At 71.7% G+C, this 19,205-nt stretch carries 13 protein-coding genes and 1 pseudogene; 4 read left to right on the top strand and 10 right to left on the bottom strand.

The window, feature by feature from the left end; genetic code table 11:
- The first annotated feature begins 51 nt into the window (after positions 1–51).
- Positions 52–972 carry an SDR family oxidoreductase gene (locus ABZ532_RS01925; RefSeq protein ID WP_361278555.1) on the top strand — a complete coding sequence of 307 codons (921 nt, stop codon included), beginning with the start codon at positions 52–54 and terminating at the stop codon, positions 970–972.
- A 21-nt stretch (positions 973–993) separates the two neighbouring features.
- Here the strand turns inward: ABZ532_RS01925 and ABZ532_RS01920 are convergent, their stop codons facing one another.
- The 6 genes from ABZ532_RS01920 to ABZ532_RS01895 form a co-directional block, all read right to left on the bottom strand.
- Positions 994–1,956 carry a WYL domain-containing protein gene (locus tag ABZ532_RS01920; protein ID WP_361278552.1) on the bottom strand — a complete coding sequence of 321 codons (963 nt, stop codon included), beginning with the start codon at positions 1,954–1,956 and terminating at the stop codon, positions 994–996.
- A gap of 68 nt (positions 1,957–2,024) precedes the next feature.
- Positions 2,025–4,715 (bottom strand): pyruvate dehydrogenase (acetyl-transferring), homodimeric type, encoded by a 2,691-nt coding sequence (aceE, locus tag ABZ532_RS01915; protein ID WP_361278550.1) that lies wholly within the window; start codon positions 4,713–4,715, stop codon positions 2,025–2,027.
- Positions 4,716–5,167: 452 nt separating this feature from the next.
- Entirely contained in the window at positions 5,168–5,791 is a 624-nt protein-coding gene (locus ABZ532_RS01910) for a GntR family transcriptional regulator (RefSeq protein WP_361278548.1), read from the bottom strand.
- A gap of 118 nt (positions 5,792–5,909) precedes the next feature.
- Positions 5,910–7,694, bottom strand: coding sequence for a 2-oxoglutarate dehydrogenase, E2 component, dihydrolipoamide succinyltransferase (gene sucB, locus ABZ532_RS01905; protein WP_361278545.1), 1,785 nt, complete (start codon positions 7,692–7,694; stop codon positions 5,910–5,912).
- 56 nt (positions 7,695–7,750) lie between these two features.
- On the bottom strand, positions 7,751–9,139 hold the full coding sequence (gene lpdA, locus ABZ532_RS01900; RefSeq protein ID WP_361278543.1) for a dihydrolipoyl dehydrogenase: 1,389 nt from the start codon (positions 9,137–9,139) through the stop codon (positions 7,751–7,753).
- A gap of 334 nt (positions 9,140–9,473) precedes the next feature.
- Positions 9,474–11,027 carry a leucyl aminopeptidase gene (locus tag ABZ532_RS01895; protein ID WP_361278540.1) on the bottom strand — a complete coding sequence of 518 codons (1,554 nt, stop codon included), beginning with the start codon at positions 11,025–11,027 and terminating at the stop codon, positions 9,474–9,476.
- Between the two features lie 492 nt (positions 11,028–11,519).
- Here ABZ532_RS01895 and ABZ532_RS01890 point away from each other — a divergent pair, with 492 nt between their 5' ends.
- The gene (locus ABZ532_RS01890) at positions 11,520–13,538 is read left to right on the top strand and encodes a hypothetical protein (RefSeq protein WP_361278677.1); all 2,019 of its coding nucleotides are present in this window, start codon (positions 11,520–11,522) and stop codon (positions 13,536–13,538) included.
- A 189-nt stretch (positions 13,539–13,727) separates the two neighbouring features.
- On the opposite strand, the gene ABZ532_RS01885 is transcribed toward ABZ532_RS01890, so the two are convergent.
- Positions 13,728–14,540: an adenosylcobinamide-GDP ribazoletransferase gene (locus ABZ532_RS01885; protein WP_361278538.1), complete on the bottom strand. Its 813-nt coding sequence runs from the start codon at positions 14,538–14,540 to the stop codon at positions 13,728–13,730.
- A 69-nt stretch (positions 14,541–14,609) separates the two neighbouring features.
- Between ABZ532_RS01885 and ABZ532_RS01880 the strand changes: the two are divergent.
- Positions 14,610–15,350, top strand: a pseudogene (locus tag ABZ532_RS01880) (hypothetical protein); the annotation flags it as partial.
- On the opposite strand, the gene ABZ532_RS01875 reads toward ABZ532_RS01880, so the two are convergent.
- The 3 genes from ABZ532_RS01875 to ABZ532_RS01865 all read right to left on the bottom strand — a co-directional run bounded on the left by ABZ532_RS01875 (position 15,317) and on the right by ABZ532_RS01865 (position 18,832).
- Positions 15,317–16,213 carry a hypothetical protein gene (locus ABZ532_RS01875; RefSeq protein ID WP_361278536.1) on the bottom strand — a complete coding sequence of 299 codons (897 nt, stop codon included), beginning with the start codon at positions 16,211–16,213 and terminating at the stop codon, positions 15,317–15,319. The pseudogene ABZ532_RS01880 and the gene ABZ532_RS01875 overlap by 34 nt on opposite strands.
- A 121-nt stretch (positions 16,214–16,334) precedes the next feature.
- Positions 16,335–17,450: a nicotinate-nucleotide--dimethylbenzimidazole phosphoribosyltransferase gene (gene cobT / locus ABZ532_RS01870; RefSeq protein WP_361278534.1), complete on the bottom strand. Its 1,116-nt coding sequence runs from the start codon at positions 17,448–17,450 to the stop codon at positions 16,335–16,337.
- 173 nt (positions 17,451–17,623) lie between these two features.
- The gene (locus tag ABZ532_RS01865) at positions 17,624–18,832 is read right to left on the bottom strand and encodes a bifunctional adenosylcobinamide kinase/adenosylcobinamide-phosphate guanylyltransferase (RefSeq protein WP_361278532.1); all 1,209 of its coding nucleotides are present in this window, start codon (positions 18,830–18,832) and stop codon (positions 17,624–17,626) included.
- Positions 18,833–18,916: 84 nt separating this feature from the next.
- Between ABZ532_RS01865 and ABZ532_RS01860 the strand changes: the two genes are divergently transcribed.
- Positions 18,917–19,126: a hypothetical protein gene (locus tag ABZ532_RS01860; protein WP_361278529.1), complete on the top strand. Its 210-nt coding sequence runs from the start codon at positions 18,917–18,919 to the stop codon at positions 19,124–19,126.
- Positions 19,127–19,205: the final 79 nt, after the last annotated feature.

Raw genomic sequence — 19,205 nt, 5'->3', positions numbered from 1 at the left:
CTTTCGGAAATGCGGACAGAAGGTGTCGGAATTCAGTGGGACGGTCACGGCATGACAACCGACACACCACTCAAGGGAAAGGTCGCGCTCGTGGCGGGCGCGACCCGGGGCGCCGGCCGCGCCATCGCCGTACAACTCGGGGCCGCGGGCGCGACCGTCTATGTGACGGGGCGTACGACCAGGGGACGCGTCAGCGAGGTCGGCCGGGCGACCGAGACCATCGAGGACACCGCCGAACTGGTCACCGGGGCGGGCGGTGAGGGCATCGCCGTCCCCACCGACCATCTGGACGCGGACCAGGTGCGGACGCTGGTCGCCCGGATCGAACGCGAACAGGACCGCCTGGACGTCCTCGTCAACGACCTCTGGGGCGGCGACCACCTGCTCGAATGGCACACCAAGATGTGGGACACCGAGCTTGACCGCGGGCTGCGGCTGCTGGAGCTGGGAGTCCGCAGTCACATCATCACCAGCAGCGTCGCCCTGCCGCTGCTGGTACGAAGGCCCGGCGGAATCCTCTTCGAGATCACCGACGGCACCCCCGAGTACAACCGGCGCTTCCGTGAGAACTTCTACTACGACCTGGCCAAAAACGCCCCCATCCGGATGGCGTTCACTCTCGGCCACGACCTGGAGGACCTCGGGTGCACGGCCGTCTGCGTCACCCCCGGATTCCTGCGCTCCGAGCAGATGCTGGACGCCTTCGGGGTCCGCGAGGAGAACTGGCGCGATGCCATCGCCAGGGAACCCCACTTCGCCGTGGCCGAGTCGCCGGTCTACGTGGCCCGGGGCATCGCCGCCGTGGCCGCCGACCCCGGGCGGGCGCGGTGGAACGGGCAGACGCTCTCCAGCGGGCAGCTCGCAAGGGAGTACGGCTTCACGGACGCCGACGGCAGCAGGCCGGACGCCTGGGGGTACTTCCTGGACGTCGTCCACGGCGGCAAGGACGCCCCCGTCGACGACTACCGCTGACCGCTGTAGCGGCCACCGTCCCTATGGCGGGCCGTAAAGGGTGTGCAACAGGGCTGCGGCCTCCGCGAAGCGTGCGCGGAGGCGCGCGGGCTCCAGGACCTCCAACTCGGCGCCGAGGGAGAGCAGCTGGCTGAATGCCACCTCCTCCGACTCGACCGCGAGGGTCGCGGTCACCCGGCCCTGCCCGTCCGGTGGCCCGGCAGCCTCCAGGGCCTCGACGGCGGCGGCCCGGTCGGTGAGGTGCGGGAGCCTGCGGGCACCGTCGGGGGAGAGACGTACGACGACCTCGGTGCGCAGGATCGAGCGGGCGAACTGTGCGGCCCGCTCCTCCCAGAACGCCGGCAGATCGAAGGACTCGTCCCGGGCGAAGCGCTCACCGGACACGGACACGGAGGTGAACCGGTCGATCCGGTACACGCGAAACGACTTTCCGTCGGCGCGGGCGCACAGGTACCAGACCCCGGCCTTCAGCACCAGGCCGTACGGTTCCAGCCGCCGCTCGCCATCCCGGTAGCGCGCCATGACGATCCGGTCGCCCCATACCGCCTCGGCGACGGCCGGGAGCAGCTCCGGAGTCCCGGGCTCCTGGTACCAGCCGGGCGCGTCCAGGTGGAACCGCTGGGCGGCCGTGTCCGACGCGTCCCGCAGCGACGGCAGCAGCGCGGCCGACACCTTCAGCCGGGCCGCGGACGCCGCGTCCTCAAGGCCCATCTCCCGCAGGGCGCCGGGCACCCCGGACAGGAACAGCGCCTCGGCCTCGCTCCTCGCAAGACCCGTCAGCCGGGTCCGGTACCCGCCGATCAGACGGTAGCCGCCCGCCCGGCCCCGGTCCGCGTACACCGGCACTCCCGCCTCGGACAGCGCGAGGGCGTCGCGGGTGATGGTCCGTTCGGAGACCTCGAGCTCCTGGGCGAGCTCGGCGGCGGTCATGGAGGGCCGCGACTGGAGCAGCAGGACCATCTTGATGAGCCGGGCAGCGCGCATGTCCGCCATTGTCGCGGGCCCCGGCACCGCAGTGCCGGGGCCCGCGCGGGGCATGGCCCCGGCAGGGCCTACAGGCCGTAGCGCTCGCGTGCTTCCTTCACCGCGGACGCCGGGACCTCGCCGCGGCGGGCGAGCTGCGCCAGCGCCCCGACCACGACCGACTCGGCATCCACACCGAAGTGGCGGCGGGCCGCCGCACGCGTGTCGGACAGACCGAAGCCGTCGGCGCCCAGCGAGGACCAGTCCTGCTCCACCCACTGCGCGATCTGGTCCGGGACCTGCCGCATGTAGTCGGTGACCGCGAGCACCGGGCCTTCGGCGCCGTCCAGCGCCTGGCGTACGTACGGGATGCGCTCCTCGCCGCGCAGCAGCGCCGCGTCCGCCTCCAGCGCGTCGCGCCGCAGCTCGGTCCAGGAGGTCGCGGACCAGACGTCGGCCGTGACATGCCAGTCGGCGGCGAGCAGCCTCTGCGCCTCAAGCGCCCAGTGGATGGCCGTACCGGAGGCCAGCAGCTGGATGCGCGGGTCGTCCGCCGAGCCTTCGCCCTCCTTGAAGCGGTACAGACCGCGGACGATGCCGTCGTCCACACCCTCGGGCTTCGCGGGCTGCGGCATCGGCTCGTTGTAGACCGTCAGGTAGTAGAAGACGTCCGGATCCTCGTCCGGCCTCGCCTCGCCGTACATCCGGCGCAGACCGTCCTTGACGATGGCCGCGACCTCGTACGCGAACGCCGGGTCGTACGTCAGCGCCGCCGGGTTCGTCGCGGCGATCACCGGCGAGTGGCCGTCGGCGTGCTGGAGGCCCTCGCCCGTCAGGGTCGTACGGCCGGCCGTGGCACCGATCAGGAAGCCCCTGCCGAGCTGGTCGCCGAGCTGCCACATCTGGTCGGCGGTCCGCTGCCAGCCGAACATCGAGTAGAAGATGTAGAAGGGGATCATGGTCTCGCCGTGCGTCGAGTACGACGTCGCCGCGGCGATGAAGTCGGCCATCGAGCCGGCTTCGGTGATGCCCTCGTTGAGGATCTGGCCGTTCTTCGCCTCGCGGTAGTACATCAGCTGGTCGCGGTCGACCGGCTCGTATGTCTGGCCCTTCGGCGAGTAGATGCCGAGCGAGGGGAACAGCGACTCCATACCGAAGGTACGGGCCTCGTCGGGGACGATCGGGACCCAGCGCCTGCCGGTCTCCTTGTCCCGGATCAGGTCCTTGATCAGCCGCACGAACGCCATCGTCGTCGCCACCGACTGGCTGCCGGAGCCCTTGTCGAAGGCGGCGAACGCCTTCTCGGCGGGCGCCGGCAGCGGGGCGACCGGGTGGACCCGGCGGGCCGGGGCCGGACCGCCGAGGGCCGCGCGGCGGTCCTGGAGGTAGCGGACCTCGGGGGAGTCCGCACCGGGGTGGCCGTACGGCACCTGGCCGTCGGCGAAGCGCGCGTCGGAGATCGGCAGGTCGAGCAGGTCCCGCATCGCCCTGAACTCGTCCACCGAGAGCTTCTTCATCTGGTGGTTGGCGTTCTTGGAAGCGAAGCCCTCGCCGAGCGTGAAGCCCTTGACCGTCTGGGCGAGGATCACCGTGGGGGCGCCCTTGTGCTCAAGGGCGGCCTTGTACGCGGCGTACACCTTGCGCGGCTCGTGGCCACCGCGCGAGAGGTGGAAGCACTCGAGGATCTTGTCGTCGCTCAGCAGTCCCGCCATCTCGACGAGCGCGGGGTCCTTGCCGAAGAAGTCCTCGCGGATGTAGGCGGCGTCGCGGGTCTGGTACGTCTGGACCTGGGCGTCCGGTACCTCGCGCAGTCGCCGGACGAGGGCGCCGGTGGTGTCGAGCTGGAACAGCTCGTCCCAGGCGTTGCCCCAGAGGGTCTTCACCACGTTCCAGCCGGCGCCGCGGAACTGGGCCTCCAGCTCCTGCACGATCTTGAAGTTCGCGCGGACCGGGCCGTCGAGGCGCTGGAGGTTGCAGTTGATGACGAATGTCAGGTTGTCCAGGCCTTCGCGGGCGGCGAGCGCCAGTGCGGCGGTCGACTCGGGCTCGTCCATCTCACCGTCGCCGAGGAACGCCCAGACGTGGGACGCGGAGACGTCCTTGATGCCGCGGTTGGTCAGATAGCGGTTGAAGCGCGCCTGGTAGATCGCCGACAGCGGCCCGAGGCCCATCGAGACGGTCGGGAACTCCCAGAGCCAGGGCAGACGGCGGGGGTGCGGATAGGACGGCAGACCGACGCCGCCGGACTCCTGGCGGAAGTTGTCCAGGTGCGCCTCGGTGAGGCGGCCGTCGAGGAAGGCGCGGGCGTAGATGCCGGGGGAGGCGTGGCCCTGGATGTAGAGCTGGTCCCCGGAACCGTCGCGTTCCTTCCCGCGGAAGAAGTGGTTGAAGCCGGTCTCGTAGAGCCAGGCGGCGGAGGCGAAGGTGGCGATGTGGCCGCCGACGCCGTGCTTGGCGCCACGGGTGACCATCGCCGCCGCGTTCCAGCGGTTCCAGGCGGTGATCCGGCGCTCCATCTCCTCGTCACCGGCCGGGGCGGGCTCGGCGGCCGTCGGGATGGTGTTGACGTGGTCCGTCTCCAGAAGCTTCGGCAGATCGAGCCCGGTGACGCCCTCGGCGTGCTGAAGCGTGCGCCGCATCAGATACGCGGCGCGGTGCGGGCCGGCAGCCTTGGTGACGGCGTCGAGCGAGGCCGCCCATTCGGCGGTCTCTTCGGCGTCGCGGTCCGGGAGCTGGTCGAGCTCGCTCGGGAACAGCAGCGTGCCTACGGGGTCGGTCATGATCGCCGCCTTCCGGAGGGGAGGGGTGGTGAAAGGGGGCTTGTCTGGCAGGACGGGGCCCGGGGGACCGGTGGGTCCGGGTTGACTGTAAGCCGACGATCGATGATCGATCAAAGTGTTGTGGGTAAAAAGTGGGGTCTGGTGCGAAAGTCGGCACACGGTGCCGCGAATTCGGGCACTCGGTGCCGGGTTCTCGCGGGTTTCGGGGGGTCTTCTCAAGCGGCGGACGGCCCTGGGTGTGCGGGCTTGCCCGGGCCCGCCGGGGTGGGCGTGGGGGCAGTCCCCGGGCTCATGGCCGGACCGTGCTGATTCACGGCGGCCACCGGTGCCACGGGAGCCCGGCACCGCACCCACGTCGCGCGCCACACCTCACACGTAAGCGTCCCGAACACCACCCCTGTGCGTCCCCCTTCGAGTCCCGGGGCGGTGGCGGGAACGGGGGAACCCGGGCTCTACGCGCGGGGGGCGCAGCCGAGGACGTGGGCCTTGACCAGGGCGCCGATCGACGGGTCGCGGCGGCGGAAGGCCGCGACGAGTTCCTCGTGCTCCTCCGCGTAGGACTTCTGCTTCGTCCCCAGCCAGCGGATCGAGAGCGCCGTGAAGACCTCGATCCCCAGCCCCTCCCACGTATGCAGCAGCACCCCGTTCCCCGCCGCCTTCACCAGCTCGCGGTGGAACGCCACGGTGTGCCGTACCTGCGCCGTACCGTCCCCCGCGCGGTCCGCCTCGTGCAGGGCGGCGACATGGGGCTCCAGGGCCGAGCAGTCCGCGGCCAGACGGTCCGCGGCGAGTTCCGCGGCGATCTGCTCCAGGCCGGCCCTGACCGGGTAGCTCTCCTCCAGGTCCGCGGCGGTCAGGCTGCGTACCCGTACGCCCTTGTTGGGGGCGGACTCGATCAGACGGAGCGACTCCAGCTCGCGCAGGGCCTCGCGTACAGGGGTCTGGCTCACCGCCAGCTCCGTCGCGATACGGCGCTCCACGATCCGCTCGCCCGGCTTCCAGCGGCCGCTGACGATGCCCTCCACGATGTGCTCGCGGATCTGATCGCGCAGCGAGTGGACGACGGGGATGGTCATGGAGCGCTCCTTCAAGAAGAGAAGTCTCCTAGACAATACGGCGGTGCCCCTACCCGGAAGTACATCCGGACAGGGGCACCGCAGGTGAGGCTGGTTACAGAGCGGTCCGAGCCGTCGCTCAGAGGCCGAGCTCGACCTCGAACTCGCCGGCCTCCAGGATCGCCTTGACCGTCGTCAGGTAGCGGGCCGCGTCGGCGCCGTCCACCAGGCGGTGGTCGTAGGACAGGGTCAGGTACGTCATGTCGCGGACGCCGATGACCGTGCCCTCCTCCGTCTCGATGACGGCCGGACGCTTGACCGTGGCACCGATGCCCAGGATGGCGACCTGGTTCGGCGGGACGATGATCGTGTCGAACAGCGCGCCGCGCGAACCGGTGTTGCTGATGGTGAAGGTCGCACCGGCCAGCTCGTCCGGGGTGATCTTGTTCCCGCGGACCTTGTTCGCCAGATCGGCCGTGGCCTTGGCGATACCGGCCAGGTTGAGGCCACCCGCACCCTTGATGACCGGGGTCATCAGGCCCTTCTCGGAGTCCACGGCGATGCCGATGTTCTCCGAGTCGAAGTAGGTGATGGTGCCCTCGTCCTCGTTGATCCGGGCGTTGATGACCGGGTGGGCCTTCAGCGCCTGGGCCGCTGCCTTGACGAAGAACGGCATCGGGGACAGCTTGGCGCCCTCGCGGGCCGCGAACGCGTCCTTGGCCCGGTTGCGCAGCTTCATCAGCCTGGTGACGTCGACCTCGACGACCGAGGACAGCTGGGCCTGGCCGTGCAGCGCCTTCATCATGTTGTCGCCGATGACCTTGCGCATACGGGTCATCTTGACGGTCTGGCCGCGCAGCGGGGACACCTCGACGGAGGGGGCCTTCTTGGCGGCTGACGGCGCGGCGGCAGCGGCCTGAGCCGGGGCGGCAGCGGCGGTCTTCGCGGCCTCGGCGGCGGCGATGACGTCCTGCTTGCGGATACGGCCACCGACGCCGGTGCCCTTGACCGCGGACAGGTCAACGCCGTTCTCCGCGGCGAGCTTGCGCACCAGCGGGGTGACGTACGCGCCTTCGTCCGAGGCCGTCGCGGCCGGGGCCGCGGCGGGAGCGGGGGCGGCGGGCGCCACCGGGGCCGGGGCAGCGGCGGCAGGCTGGGCCTGCACCGGAGCGGGCGCCGCAGCAGGGGCGGGCGCGGCCGGGGCAGCCGGAGCCGGGGCGGGCTCGGGGGCTGCGGCCGGAGCCGGAGCCGCGGGGGCGGCAGGGACGGCGGCCGCCGGAGCGGCACCCGCGGCACCGATCACGGCCAGCTTCGCGCCGACCTCGGCGGTCTCGTCCTCGCCGACCACGATCTCCAGCAGCACACCGGAAGCCGGTGCGGGGATCTCGGTGTCGACCTTGTCCGTGGAGACCTCGAGCAGCGGCTCGTCCTCGGAGACCTCCTCGCCGACCTGCTTCAGCCAGCGGGTGACGGTGCCCTCGGTGACCGACTCGCCCAGCGCGGGCAGCACGACGTCGGTACCGGAGGCGCCACCGGCGGCAGGGGCCGGAGCGGCGGGAGCCTCGGCGGCGGGTGCGGCAGGTGCCTCGGCGACCGGGGCGGGTGCCGGAGCCTCGGCGGCTGCCGGAGCCTCGGCGGCTGCCGGGGCCTCGGCAGCGGGAGCCTCGGCAGCGGCCGGCGCGCCCGAGCCGTCGTCGATGACGGCCAGCTCGGCGCCGACCTCGACGGTCTCGTCCTCGGCGACCTTGATGGACGCCAGCACACCGGAAGCCGGTGCGGGGATCTCGGTGTCGACCTTGTCGGTCGACACCTCGAGCAGCGGCTCGTCGGCCTCGACGCGCTCGCCCTCAGCCTTCAGCCAGCGGGTGACGGTGCCCTCGGTGACGCTCTCGCCGAGCGCCGGAAGGGTTACGGAAACCGGCATGGTTTCGGTTTCTCCTTACGAAATTGCGGAAGTGGTCGTCGCGCCCGTTGACTGAATCAGTCGTGGGAGTGGAGGGGCTTGCCCGCCAGGGCCAGGTGGGCCTCGCCGAGCGCCTCGCTCTGCGTCGGGTGGGCGTGGATGAGCTGCGCGACCTCGGCCGGCAGGGCCTCCCAGTTGTAGATCAGCTGGGCTTCGCCGACCTGCTCGCCCATACGGTCACCGACCATGTGGACGCCGACCACGGCACCGTCCTTGACCTGGACGAGCTTGATCTCGCCCGCGGTCTTCAGGATCTTGCTCTTGCCGTTGCCCGCCAGGTTGTACTTCAGAGCGACGACCTTGTCCGCGCCGTAGACCTCCTTGGCCTTGGCCTCGGACAGGCCCACAGAGGCGACCTCCGGGTGGCAGTACGTCACCTTCGGCACACCGTCGTAGTCGATCGGGACGGTCTTCAGACCGGCCAGACGCTCCGCCACCAGGATGCCCTCGGCGAAGCCGACGTGCGCGAGCTGAAGCGTCGGGACCAGGTCACCGACGGCCGAGATGGTCGGCACGTTGGTGCGCATGTTCTCGTCGACCAGGACATAGCCGCGGTCCATCGCGACGCCCTGCTCCTCGTAGCCCAGGCCCTGCGAGACCGGGCCGCGGCCCACCGCGACCAGCAGCACCTCGGCCTCGAAGGTCTTGCCGTCGGCGAGGGTGACCCGCACACCGTCCTCGGTGTACTCGGCCTTCTCGAAGAAGGTGCCGAGGTTGAACTTGATGCCGCGCTTGCGGAAGGCGCGCTCAAGGAGCTTCGAGCTGTTCTCGTCCTCGACCGGGACGAGGTGCTTCAGGGCCTCGATGATGGTGATGTCGGTGCCGAAGGACTTCCACGCGGAGGCGAACTCGACGCCGATGACGCCGCCGCCCAGCACGATCGCGGACTTCGGGACCCGGTCCAGCACCAGGGCGTGGTCGGAGGAGATGATGCGGTTGCCGTCGATGGTCAGGCCCGGCAGCGACTTCGGCACGGAACCCGTGGCGAGGAGGACGTGGCGGCCCTGGACGCGCTGGCCGTTCACGTCCACCGAGGTGGGGGAGGACAGCCGGCCCTCGCCCTCGATGTACGTGACCTTGCGGGAGGCGATCAGGCCCTGAAGACCCTTGTAGAGCCCCGAGATCACCTCGTCCTTGTACTTGTGGACGGCCGGGACGTCGATGCCCTCGAAGGTGGCCTTGACGCCGAACTGCTCGCTCTCACGCGCCTGGTCGGCGATCTCGCCGGCGTGCAGCAGGGCCTTGGTGGGAATGCATCCACGGTGCAGGCAGGTGCCGCCGACCTTGTCCTTCTCGATCAGGGCGACGTCCAGGCCCAGCTGCGCTCCGCGCAGAGCCGCGGCGTAACCGCCGCTGCCACCGCCGAGGATCACTAGGTCGAAAACGGTGCTGGCGTCGTTCGCCACGTCACGTCCTCCATGCATGTGCGCCGGGCGCCGGTCGTCACGACCGCGCGGCGGCTGGTGTTCGGCCGCTTTTCTTCGGCCCTGTGGTGGGGCCCTGTCCTGCCGAGAACCCATCTTCGCACTTGTCGACGGCAGGCGGGACGCGGGGATGGTGTCTGGTACGGCGGCGACGCCGTTCCTGCTGCTCTCCGGCCCGGAGGAAGCTGCGGATTCCGTCGGATCCGCCGCAGTCCGTGAGACGGAACGGAGATCCCGCGGCCCGTATTCCTGCGCCGGGCGGCCCGAACATCCGGGCGCCGGGCCAGGGGCGACGCCCCCGGCCCGGCGGGCTGTGTCAGCCCAGGTCGCCCGACGCGGTGCGCTCGGCGAGCCTGACCAGGGTGCGGACCGCGGAGCCGGTGCCCCCCTTGGGGGTGTAGCCGTACGGGGCGCCCTCGTGGAAGGCGGGGCCCGCGATGTCGATGTGGGCCCAGGTGATGCCCTCGCCGACGAACTCCTTCAGGAACAGACCGGCGACCAGGCCGCCGCCCATCCGCTCCCCCATGTTCGCGAGGTCCGCGGTCGGCGAGTCCATGCCCTTGCGCAGGTCGGTCGGGAGCGGCATCGGCCAGGAGTCCTCGCCGACCTCTTCCGCGATCTCGTGGATGGACGTGCGGAACGCGTCGTCGTTGGCCATGATCCCGAACCGGCGGGTGCCCAGGGCCAGCACCATGGCACCGGTCAGTGTGGCCACGTCCACGATCGCGTCCGGGTTCTCCTCCGAGGCCCTGGTGATCGCGTCGGCGAGCACGAGGCGGCCCTCGGCGTCGGTGTTGAGCACCTCCACCGTGGTGCCGCTGTACATGCGCAGCACGTCGCCGGGGCGGGTGGCGGTGCCCGACGGCATGTTCTCGGCCAGCGCCAGCCAGCCGGTGACGTTCACTTTCAGCCCGAGCCGCGCGGCCGTGACGACGGCGGCGAAGACGGCGGCGGCGCCGCTCATGTCGCACTTCATCGTCTCGTTGTGGCCGGCCGGCTTCAGCGAGATGCCGCCCGAGTCGTAGGTGATGCCCTTGCCCACGTAGGCCAGGGACTTCTCCGCCTGGGGGTGGGTGTACGCGAGCTTCACCAGCCGCGGGCCGTTGGCCGCGCCCTGGCCGACGCCGAGGATGCCGCCGTAACCGCCCTTGACGAGTGCCTTCTCGTCCAGGACCTGCACCTTGATGCCGTGCTCCTTGCCGGCGGCGGCGGCGACGGCGGCGAACGACTCCGGGTAGAGGTCGTTCGGCGGGGTGTTGATCAGGTCGCGGGCGCGGTTGATCTCCTCGGTGAGCGCGACGGCTCGCTCGGCCGCGGCCTTGTACGCCTTGTCGCGCGGCTTGGCGCCGAGCAGCGCGACCTCGGCGAGGGGCTCCTTCTTGCCGTTCTTGCTGCTCTTGGAACTCCCGGAGAGGCCGCCGTTGCCGTCCTGGTACGCGGTGAAGGCGTAGGCGCCCAGCAGCGCGCCCTCGGCGATCGCCTCCGCGTCCTCCGTGGCCTCGATCGGCAGCGCGAAAGCCGCCTTCTTCGTGCCGGTCAGGGCGCGGGCCGCGGAACCGGCGGCCCGCCGCAGCACCTCGGCCTGGTAGGTCTCGTCCTTCTCCGGGGCCGTACCGAGACCGACGGCCAGCACGACCGGCGCCTTCAGCCCGGACGGCGCGGGCAGCTTGGTCACTTCGCCCTCGGCCCCGGAGGCACCGAGGGTCTCCAGGACGGTGGCGAGCTTTCCGCCGAAGGCCTTGTCCACGGCCTCCGCGCCAGCGGCGACGACAAGTCCGCTGCCGCCCTGCGGGCTCTTCGCGACGCCGACGACGATCGCGTCGGCGCGCAGCGTCGCCGCGCCGGCCGTGCTGAGAGTGAGAGCAGTCACGGTGGTGATTTCTCGCTTCCGTTTGAGTTCTGTGGCCGAAGAGGTGGGGTCGGCCGTGCCCGGCGCATCGTAGATCGGGCGAGTCGGCGCGCCGGAACGAGCCTACGCGCGCTGGAGAGGTTCGCTCACACCAGCGGGCGTTCACCCATCCGGGGTGTCTCTGATGCGATCACCGCGAGAGGCGATGAGTCCTACGTCACACTCGGGCCGAATGCGCAAGGCGGCAACGCGCTGCTTTGCATGATTTCCACAGATCCTCCCCGGGACATCCACAAGGGGAGGCCTTCAAGGGGCGGGGAGTGCGCCATGGCGTACGGATTCAGTTCGAGTGATCACGACCAGAGGGGGTCCGCGACGGGCGGGACACATGCGCGGGGGGCGCGGCGGGACCAGGTCGCCGGGCGGCGGTCCGGGGCCGGACGGTCGCAGGCGGGCCGCCCCGGCGGGCCGGGCGCACAGCGCGCGTCCGGCAGGCGCGGCGGCAGGGTGGCCATGGCGCTGACGGCGTCCGCGCTGCTCGCCACGGCGCTCCCCGCTTCGACCGCCGCAGCCGCGGAGGACGCGATCGCGCCGAGGATCGACCTCAGGGTGCTGGTGGTCGACGACGGTGGCGAAGCGGTGGCGGCGGTCACCTCCGAGCTGCGCAGCACGGGGGTCCCGTACAGCGTTCTCAACCTGAACGCCGCGGGCAGGCCGCAGGTCGACGCCGCATTCCTGAGTGACACCGTGAGCGGCCGGCCGCGCGCCAAGTACCAGGGTGTGGTGGTTCCGAACGAGGCACCGTTCGGGGCGAGCGCGGCGGGTGCCGCCGAGCAGGCCGCGCTGGTCGCGTACGAGAAGTCCTTCGGCATCCCCCAGGTCGACGCGTACACCTGGGCCCACCCGGGTGTCGGCCTGGACTACACCAGCGAAGGCGGCTGGGCCGGGACTCTCGACGGCACCGCCGCCGCCGTGACCACCGCGGGCCGCTCCGGGCCCTTCGCTTATCTCGACGGCGCGGTCACCTTCGAGGACAACTCCCCGTCGGTCCCCGAGAGCTATGGCTACATGGCGCGCCCGCGCGAGGGTTTCACCAGCTATGTCGACGCGCCCGTGCCGGGTGGGGAGGACCGCGCCAGCCTGCTCGGCGAGTACGCCCACGACGGGCGCCGCGAGCTGGTCGTGACCTTCGCGTACAACCAGAACCAGCGGCAGTTCCGGCTGCTGGCCCGGGGCATCGTGGAATGGCTCACCCAGGGCGTCCACCTCGGCCAGAGCCGCAACTACTTCGCCGTGCACGTGGACGACGTCTTCGCGGCCGACGCCCGCTGGGACAGTGAGCGCAACTGCACGCCCGGGGACATCGACTGCGGCGGCGGCGAAGAGGACACCACGCCGGACATCAGGATGACCGCGGCCGACGCGCAGTACGCCGCCCAGTGGCAGCAGACCAGCGGCCTGACACTGGACATGGTCTACAACGCGGGCGCGGGTGAGGAGTGGAAGGCGGAGCACGGAAACACGGACGCGCTCACCACGCAGCTGCTCGCCGACCGGGCCAAGTACCGCTGGGTCAACCACACCTACACGCACCCGTTCCTGGGCTGTGTGCAGGACGTGACCGTGGTCCCGTGGCAGTGCAGCAAGGACGCCGCGGGCAACACCCGCTGGGTGAGCCGTGCCGACATCACCGGGCAGATCCGCGACAACCACAGCTGGGGGGTGCAGAAGGGTCTCCCGGTCGATCGCGCGGAGCTGGTCACCGGTGAGCACTCGGGCCTCAAGACCCTGCCGCAGCAGCCGGTCGACAACCCCAACCTCGCCCCCGCGCTCGCCGATAACGGCGTCAAGTGGATCGCCAGTGACAACTCCCGCGAGTCGCAGCAGCGTTCGGTCGGCAGCGCGCTCACCGTGCCCCGGTACCCGATGAACGTGTACTACAACACGGGCACGGCCGCCGAGATGGCGGACGAGTACAACTGGATCTACACGTCCCAGGCGGACGGCGGCAGCGGTATCTGCGAGAGCAACGCGGCCTCCACCTGCCTGGACGAGCCGCTGGATGCCCAGACCGGCTATGCGGAGCACATCGTTCCGCAGGAGGCCAGGATCGCCCTCGGGCATGTCCTCGCCAACGATCCCCGTCCGCACTATGTGCACCAGTCCAACCTGGCAGAAGGACGGATCCTCTACCCGGTGCTCAACCGGATTCTCGGTGACTACACGGCCCTGTTCGCCGACAGCGCACCTGTGGTGAACCTCCGCCAGCGCGACATCGGTACCGAGCTGAGCCGCCGTACCGCCTGGCAGCAGGCGCTCGACAACGGGCGGGTGACCGCCTACCGGATCGGTACCACCGTCACCATCCAGGCGCCGTCCGGGGTCGCGATCCCGGTCACCACGCCGGAAGGCACCCGCAAGCAGCTCCTGCTGGGGACTTCCGTCTTCGGCACGGCCTACGCGGGCAAGCGATCGGACTGGACCTCGCCGGACCTGCTGCAGTCCGCGGTCACTCTGAGGCTGCCCGCCTGACCGGGTGCCCGATCGGGTGATCCAGGCCCCGGGCGACGGCACCCGACACGTGTCATCCGCCGCTCGCGGCACAGGTGGTGCACCCCAGAATCCGGCCGGGGTGCACCACCGGGCTCAGCGGGAGATCCGGTAGCGGCAGGATGCGATCACAGGGCCGGTGACGGCGTCGCACCGGATGGCGCGGTGGTGTCACACCAGGGTCGCGAGTGCGACGAGTGCGGCCGTGGCCGACGTCTCCTCGGCCGCCCCGAACACATCGCCCGTCACCCCGCCGAAGCGGCGAACACAGCGCCGTAGCAGGAGTTCGGCCGTGAGCAGTGCGATGAGCAGGGCGGTCGTGACCGTAGCGGCGGTGTGCCACGGAACAGGGGCCCCGGACAGCGCGCCCGCGCCCAGGCCCGCGCCCGCGCCCAGGACCAGCAGCGTGAGCGCGGCGGCGGCCCGTCGTGGCACGGTCGCCGCCACCGTCGCCCCCAGACCCTCGGGCCGGGCCGCGGGTACACCCGTGCGCGAGGCGAGGGTGAGCGAGAGTCGCGCCACCGCTCCCGCGAGCACGGCAGCCACCGCGCCCCGGGCCCAGCCGCCGCTGTAGAGCTCGGCCAGGGCCGCGACCTGCGCCAGCAGCACGAGGAGCAGGGTGATCACCCCGAAGGGGCCGATGTCCGACTGCTTCATGATCCGCAGCGCGTCCGCGGCCGGTTTTCCGCTGCCCAGCCCGTCGGCCGTGTCGGCGAGCCCGTCGAGATGCAGCCCTCGGGTGAGCACGGCCGGTACGGCCGCGGTGGCCACCGCGGCGAGCGGCGCTCCGGAGCCCGCCACCAGCAGCAGCCCACCCGCCGCCGCGGCGCATGCGCCGACGGCCAGACCGGCGACCGGTGCACAAAGCATGCCCGCGCGGGCCGCCTCCCGGTCCCAGCGGGTGACCCGTACCGGCAGCACGGTGAGGGTGCCGAAGGCGAAACGTATGCCGGTCACGGGCCCGGCGGAGGTCCTGGAGCTCATCGCGCGCAGGGTAGCCGGTGAACCCCGGCGGTACATTGCGCATAACGGGCAAAACGGGAGCGAGTGGGCATGGGTGACTGGTTTTACCGCAACATCGTGGAGCCGGGCAAGCTCCCGCTGCTGCTCGCGCTTGCCTCGTTCGTGCTGACCTTCCTGATCACCCGCATCGTCACCCGGATGATCAGAGCCGGCAAAGGGCCGTTCCGCAACGTCAGCACCGGTGGGGTGCACATCCACCATGTGGTTCCCGGCGTGATCCTCACCGTGGTCGGCGGCTTCGGCTCCGTCGCCAGCAGTCAGCACACCGGCGCGGGCACCGTCGTCTTCGCGTTGATCTTCGGCATGGGCACGGGGCTCGTACTCGACGAGTTCGCGCTGATCCTGCACCTCGACGACGTCTACTGGACCAACGAGGGCCGCAAGAGCGTCGAAGCCGTGGTGCTCACCGCCTCCGTACTGCTGCTCTTCCTGGCCGGCTTCTCCCCGCTCGGCGTGGACAACCTCACCGAGGACGAGCAGGACGACCGGCGGCTCTTCCTGTTCTTCGTCGCCGTCAACTTCTGCTTCGTCCTGATCACCCTGGTGAAGGGCAAACTGCGGATGGCGGTCATCGGCACCCTCGTGCCGTTCGTGGCCCTCTTCGGCGCGCTGCGGCTGGCCCGTCCCACGTCACTCTGGGCCAAGCGCCTCTACCGGAGCCGTCCGCGCTCCCGGGCGCGGGCGATCCTGCGCGCCTTCCGCCACGACAAGCGCTGGACGGGGCCGCGCCGAAAGTTTCAGGACCTGATCGGCGGGGCTCCCGACCGGGTGGTGGCGGTCTCCGCGTCCGGCGACGGGCAGACTGCCCCGGCCGGCGGCGCGGCCGAGGGCTCGGTGAGTGCCGCGGCGGGAGGCGGTTCCCATGACACGTCAGGTGCCGGGCCGGGGGACGGCGCTCGTGACACCTCCGGTGCCGGGGCGGGGGATCTGCCTCGGGACACGTCCCGTGAACCCGGTCCGCGCTGACGCCGACGTCCCCGCAGCGCCGTCACCGCACACACCACCAGCACCGCGGCGATGGCCGCCAGATGCTCCTTGCCCGCGAGGTTGTTCTTGATGAGCACCTCGATCACCATCGCCGCGATCACCAGGTTCATCGTCAGCCAGGCCCGGTACCGGTAGCCCAGGTACAGGGCCAGACCGATGACCGCGGCCGACGGGCCGGTGTCCACGACATGGGCGTCCGCGGCGGGCAGTCCCAGGGCATTCTCAGGGCCCAGCGCGATCGCGATCCGCGCGTACAGCGTCCCGGCCAGCGTGGACACATAGGCGATCACCAGCGTCCGCAGCCGCCCCAGGCAGATCTCGGCGATCCCGAACACCAGCAGGATCTGCGCCAGCGCACCCCACACCGGCAGGTCCAGCGCCGGTACGAACAGCGAAAGCGGGGTGCGCAGCAGAGCCACCCACAGCGGGTACTCGGCCCGCACCGAGCCGATCACCTGCACCGGCTCGTACCCCCACGGCTGGTTCTGGACCAGCTGGAAGAACGCGGTCAGACAGACCGCCGTGAGCGTCATCGGGACCGCCCGCCACCGCCGCTCCACGAGGGCGGTCCTGACGGCGGTGTACAGCGGCCCCCACTCGCGGCGCGCGAAGGCGCGCGCGCCGTCGGCGCTCGGTTCGGACGGCATGAATCGCGGCTCCCGGATGGGTCGGAACGTGGCCACGTTCGAAGACCGGTCCCGGCACCGCGAGGTTGAGTGTCACCTGGGTGTTTTCCGAAGCCGCCCGGGCGGGCGGACGAGGAGCGCGTCAGTGCACTTCGTGCTTGTGGTCCTCGGCGTCCGAGGCGTCCGGGGAGTCCGTGGCCTCCGGAGCGTCGGGGGTACGCTCGGGCAGCTCGGCCGCCAGGGCCGCGGACGCCTGCACGAACGGGAGAGCGAGCATGGCCCCGGTGCCCTCGCCGACCGTGACACCCTGGTCGAGCAGCGGGTGGAGAGCCATCCGGTCCAGCGCCTTGCCCTGCGCCGGTTCACCGCTGACCTGCCCCGCCAGCCACCAGTCCGGTGCCCGGAACGCCGCACGCTGCGCCACCAGGGCACACGCCGCCGACACCACCCCGTCGAGGATCACCGGCAGCCGCCGCACTGCGGCCTGGAGCAGAAAGCCCGTGATCGCCGCGAGGTCCGCCCCGCCGACCGTGGCCAGCAGCTCGAGCTGGTCGCCGAGCACGGGCCTGGCCCGCCGCAGCGCGTCGCGGATCGCCGCGCACTTGCGCATCCAGGTGAGGTCGTCGATGGCGACACCGCCACGGCCGGTCACCACAGAGGCGTCGGTGCCGCACAGCGCGGCGACCAGGGCCGAGGCGGGGGTGGTACCACCCACACTGAGATCACCGAGCACGACGAGGTCGGTGCCCGAGTCGGCCTCCTCGTCGGCGACCGCCATACCGAGCCGCACGGCCTGCTCCGCCTCGTCGCGGGTGAGGGCGTCCTCGATGTCGATGCGCCCGCTGCCGCGCCGCACCCGATGGCGTACGACATCGGCGGGCAGCAGCTCCGGGTCGCAGTCGAGCCCGGCGTCGACGACCCGCACCGGCACGTCCATCCGCCGGGCCAGCACCGCGACCGGGCTCGCCCCGTCGAGCACGGCCCGCACCAGGGTGTACGCGCTGCCCGCGGGCCGCCCCGACACGCCCAGCTCGGCGACCCCGTGGTCCCCGGCGAACAGCACCGCCTTCGGCCGCTCCACGGGACGTACGGGCACAGCCCCCTGGGCAGCCGCCAGCCACTCCCCGAGCTCGTCGAGCCGCCCCAGAGCGCCGGGCCGCACGACCAGCCGCTCACGGCGTTCCTCGGCGTCGCGCCGGACACCGCTGTCGGGGCGCTCGATCAGATCGGAGAAGTCGTCGAGATTCAGCGGGCTCATTCGCCGAACAGTACCGGCAGCGCGTCGCTGCCGGGCCGCTGGGCCATGTCCGGGTGATCTTTGCGGATCGGCCCGCGTCATCAGGTCCCGTGAGGTCCTGGCCGTGCGCCCGAGCGCGCGGGGGACCTGCGCCCCGGGTGGCGCACCGGGATTCCGGCGGAGCGCTCAGGCCCTCAGCCCCGCAGGGCCAGCGGCTGGCCCGCCACGACCAGGAGCAGGTGTTCGCACTCTGCGGCGAACGCCGCGTTCAGGCGGCCGAGTTCGTCGCGGAAGCGGCGGCCCGACGCCGTCGCGGGCACCACACCCGAACCCACCTCGTTGGTGACCGCGACAATCGTGCGGCGCGTGTCGCGCACTGCCGCGACGAGGTCCGCGACATGGCTGTGGAGCGCCTCCCGGCCCGAGCGCTCCCATACCTCGTCATCCCAGGCGTCCACCCGGTCCATCGCGTCGGTCAGCCACAGGGACAGGCAGTCGATCAGCAGCGGGGCTCCGTCCTGGGCCAGCAGCGGGACAAGGTCGCAGGTCTCCAGCGTGCGCCAGGAGCCCGGCCGGCGTTCGCGGTGGGCCGCGACCCGGGCCCTCCAGTCCTGGTCGCCGGCACGGGTCCCGCTGGTCGCCACGTACAGCACGTCGGGGAAGGACTCCAGCCGGCGTTCCGCCTCCAGCGACTTCCCGGACCGCGCCCCGCCCGTGACGAGGGTGCGGAGCGGCACATCCGGCACCGCGCGGTAGTCGCCCACGGTCAGCGTCGTACCGTCCGGCACGGTTCGCGCTCCCGCCGCCGCCAGCCGGCGGTCCAGCTCGGGGCCCGGTGGCACGTCGTGGTCGACATGGACCGCGACCACATCCGTCGTCGGGCTCACTGCCCCGGCAGCGCGCAGCCGGGCGAGACCGTCCGGGCGGCCGATGACGTCGGCGACGACCATGTCGTACGGAGCCGTCCCGTTCGCGGTGTTCGCGACACCCGCGGGCGCTCCGCCGGGCGGCAGGTAGAGCAGCCTGTCGCCGTCCGGCGAGGTCACCTCGTAGCCGGTGCCCGGTGAGTCCATCGGCACCGCCCTCACCCTGTGCCCGCTGATCAGCGTCAACTCCTGGCCGTCCGGCACCCGCCCGGCGGTCGGCAGACCCACCGGCAGCTCCACCGCTGGCCCGTCGTGCGGATGCGTCAGCAGCACCTGCCGTACGCCCACCAGCGAGCGCCCCGCGCGGGCGGCGGCCAGCGTGGCCCCGGGCGTCAGATCGAGCAGCAGGGCGGCGTCGACCAGCAGGGCGGTCACGGCGCGGGCATGCGTGCCACGAGCGGCCGCGCAGACGGCGCAGGGGCAGTCGGGGCGGGGGAGCCCGCTGGGGGCGCCGGTGCCGAGCAGAGTCACTTCCACAGGACGATCCTCCCGCGCCGCCGCTGCCGGTGCTCGCCCGGCTACGCTGCGGGCAGCAATCCGATCAGTTCCCGGGAGGCGCATATGGCGTGGACGTGGCGGTTCGAGAAGGCCGACGGGACGGAGGTCAGCCCGGCCGTGGAGCCGGAGGAGTTCAGCACCCAGGGAGACGCCGAGTCCTGGATCGGCGAGGTCTGGAAGGAGTTGCTCGAGGGCGGCGCCGAGCAGGTGTTCCTCTTCGAGGACGGCAGCGAGATCTACGGACCCATGAGTCTGCACGCCGAAGGGGCGTGACGCGGCTCCGGCCCCTACCCGTTTCGACGGCCTGGCGGCGGCCCACGACGGCCGCCGCCTCGGGGCACCGACCCGGGGG

It is taken from the genome of Streptomyces sp. NPDC019396 (genome assembly GCF_040632375.1).
GTDB lineage: Bacteria > Actinomycetota > Actinomycetes > Streptomycetales > Streptomycetaceae > Streptomyces.
This window is presented reverse-complemented; position numbering and strand designations above follow the sequence as displayed.

What these genes read in the sequence shown, in the direction of transcription:
- aceE (WP_361278550.1), bottom strand. Translation starts at nt 4,715, where the DNA reads ATGACCGACCCCGTAGGCACGCTGCTGTTCCCGAGCGAGCTCGACCAG.
- ABZ532_RS01920 (WP_361278552.1), bottom strand. Translation starts at nt 1,956, where the DNA reads ATGCGCGCTGCCCGGCTCATCAAGATGGTCCTGCTGCTCCAGTCGCGG.
- ABZ532_RS01885 (WP_361278538.1), bottom strand. Translation starts at nt 14,540, where the DNA reads ATGAGCTCCAGGACCTCCGCCGGGCCCGTGACCGGCATACGTTTCGCC.
- cobT (WP_361278534.1), bottom strand. Translation starts at nt 17,450, where the DNA reads ATGAGCCCGCTGAATCTCGACGACTTCTCCGATCTGATCGAGCGCCCC.
- ABZ532_RS01860 (WP_361278529.1), top strand. Translation starts at nt 18,917, where the DNA reads ATGGCGTGGACGTGGCGGTTCGAGAAGGCCGACGGGACGGAGGTCAGC.
- ABZ532_RS01890 (WP_361278677.1), top strand. Translation starts at nt 11,520, where the DNA reads ATGGCGCTGACGGCGTCCGCGCTGCTCGCCACGGCGCTCCCCGCTTCG.
- ABZ532_RS01910 (WP_361278548.1), bottom strand. Translation starts at nt 5,791, where the DNA reads ATGACCATCCCCGTCGTCCACTCGCTGCGCGATCAGATCCGCGAGCAC.
- ABZ532_RS01875 (WP_361278536.1), bottom strand. Translation starts at nt 16,213, where the DNA reads ATGCCGTCCGAACCGAGCGCCGACGGCGCGCGCGCCTTCGCGCGCCGC.
- ABZ532_RS01925 (WP_361278555.1), top strand. Translation starts at nt 52, where the DNA reads ATGACAACCGACACACCACTCAAGGGAAAGGTCGCGCTCGTGGCGGGC.
- sucB (WP_361278545.1), bottom strand. Translation starts at nt 7,694, where the DNA reads ATGCCGGTTTCCGTAACCCTTCCGGCGCTCGGCGAGAGCGTCACCGAG.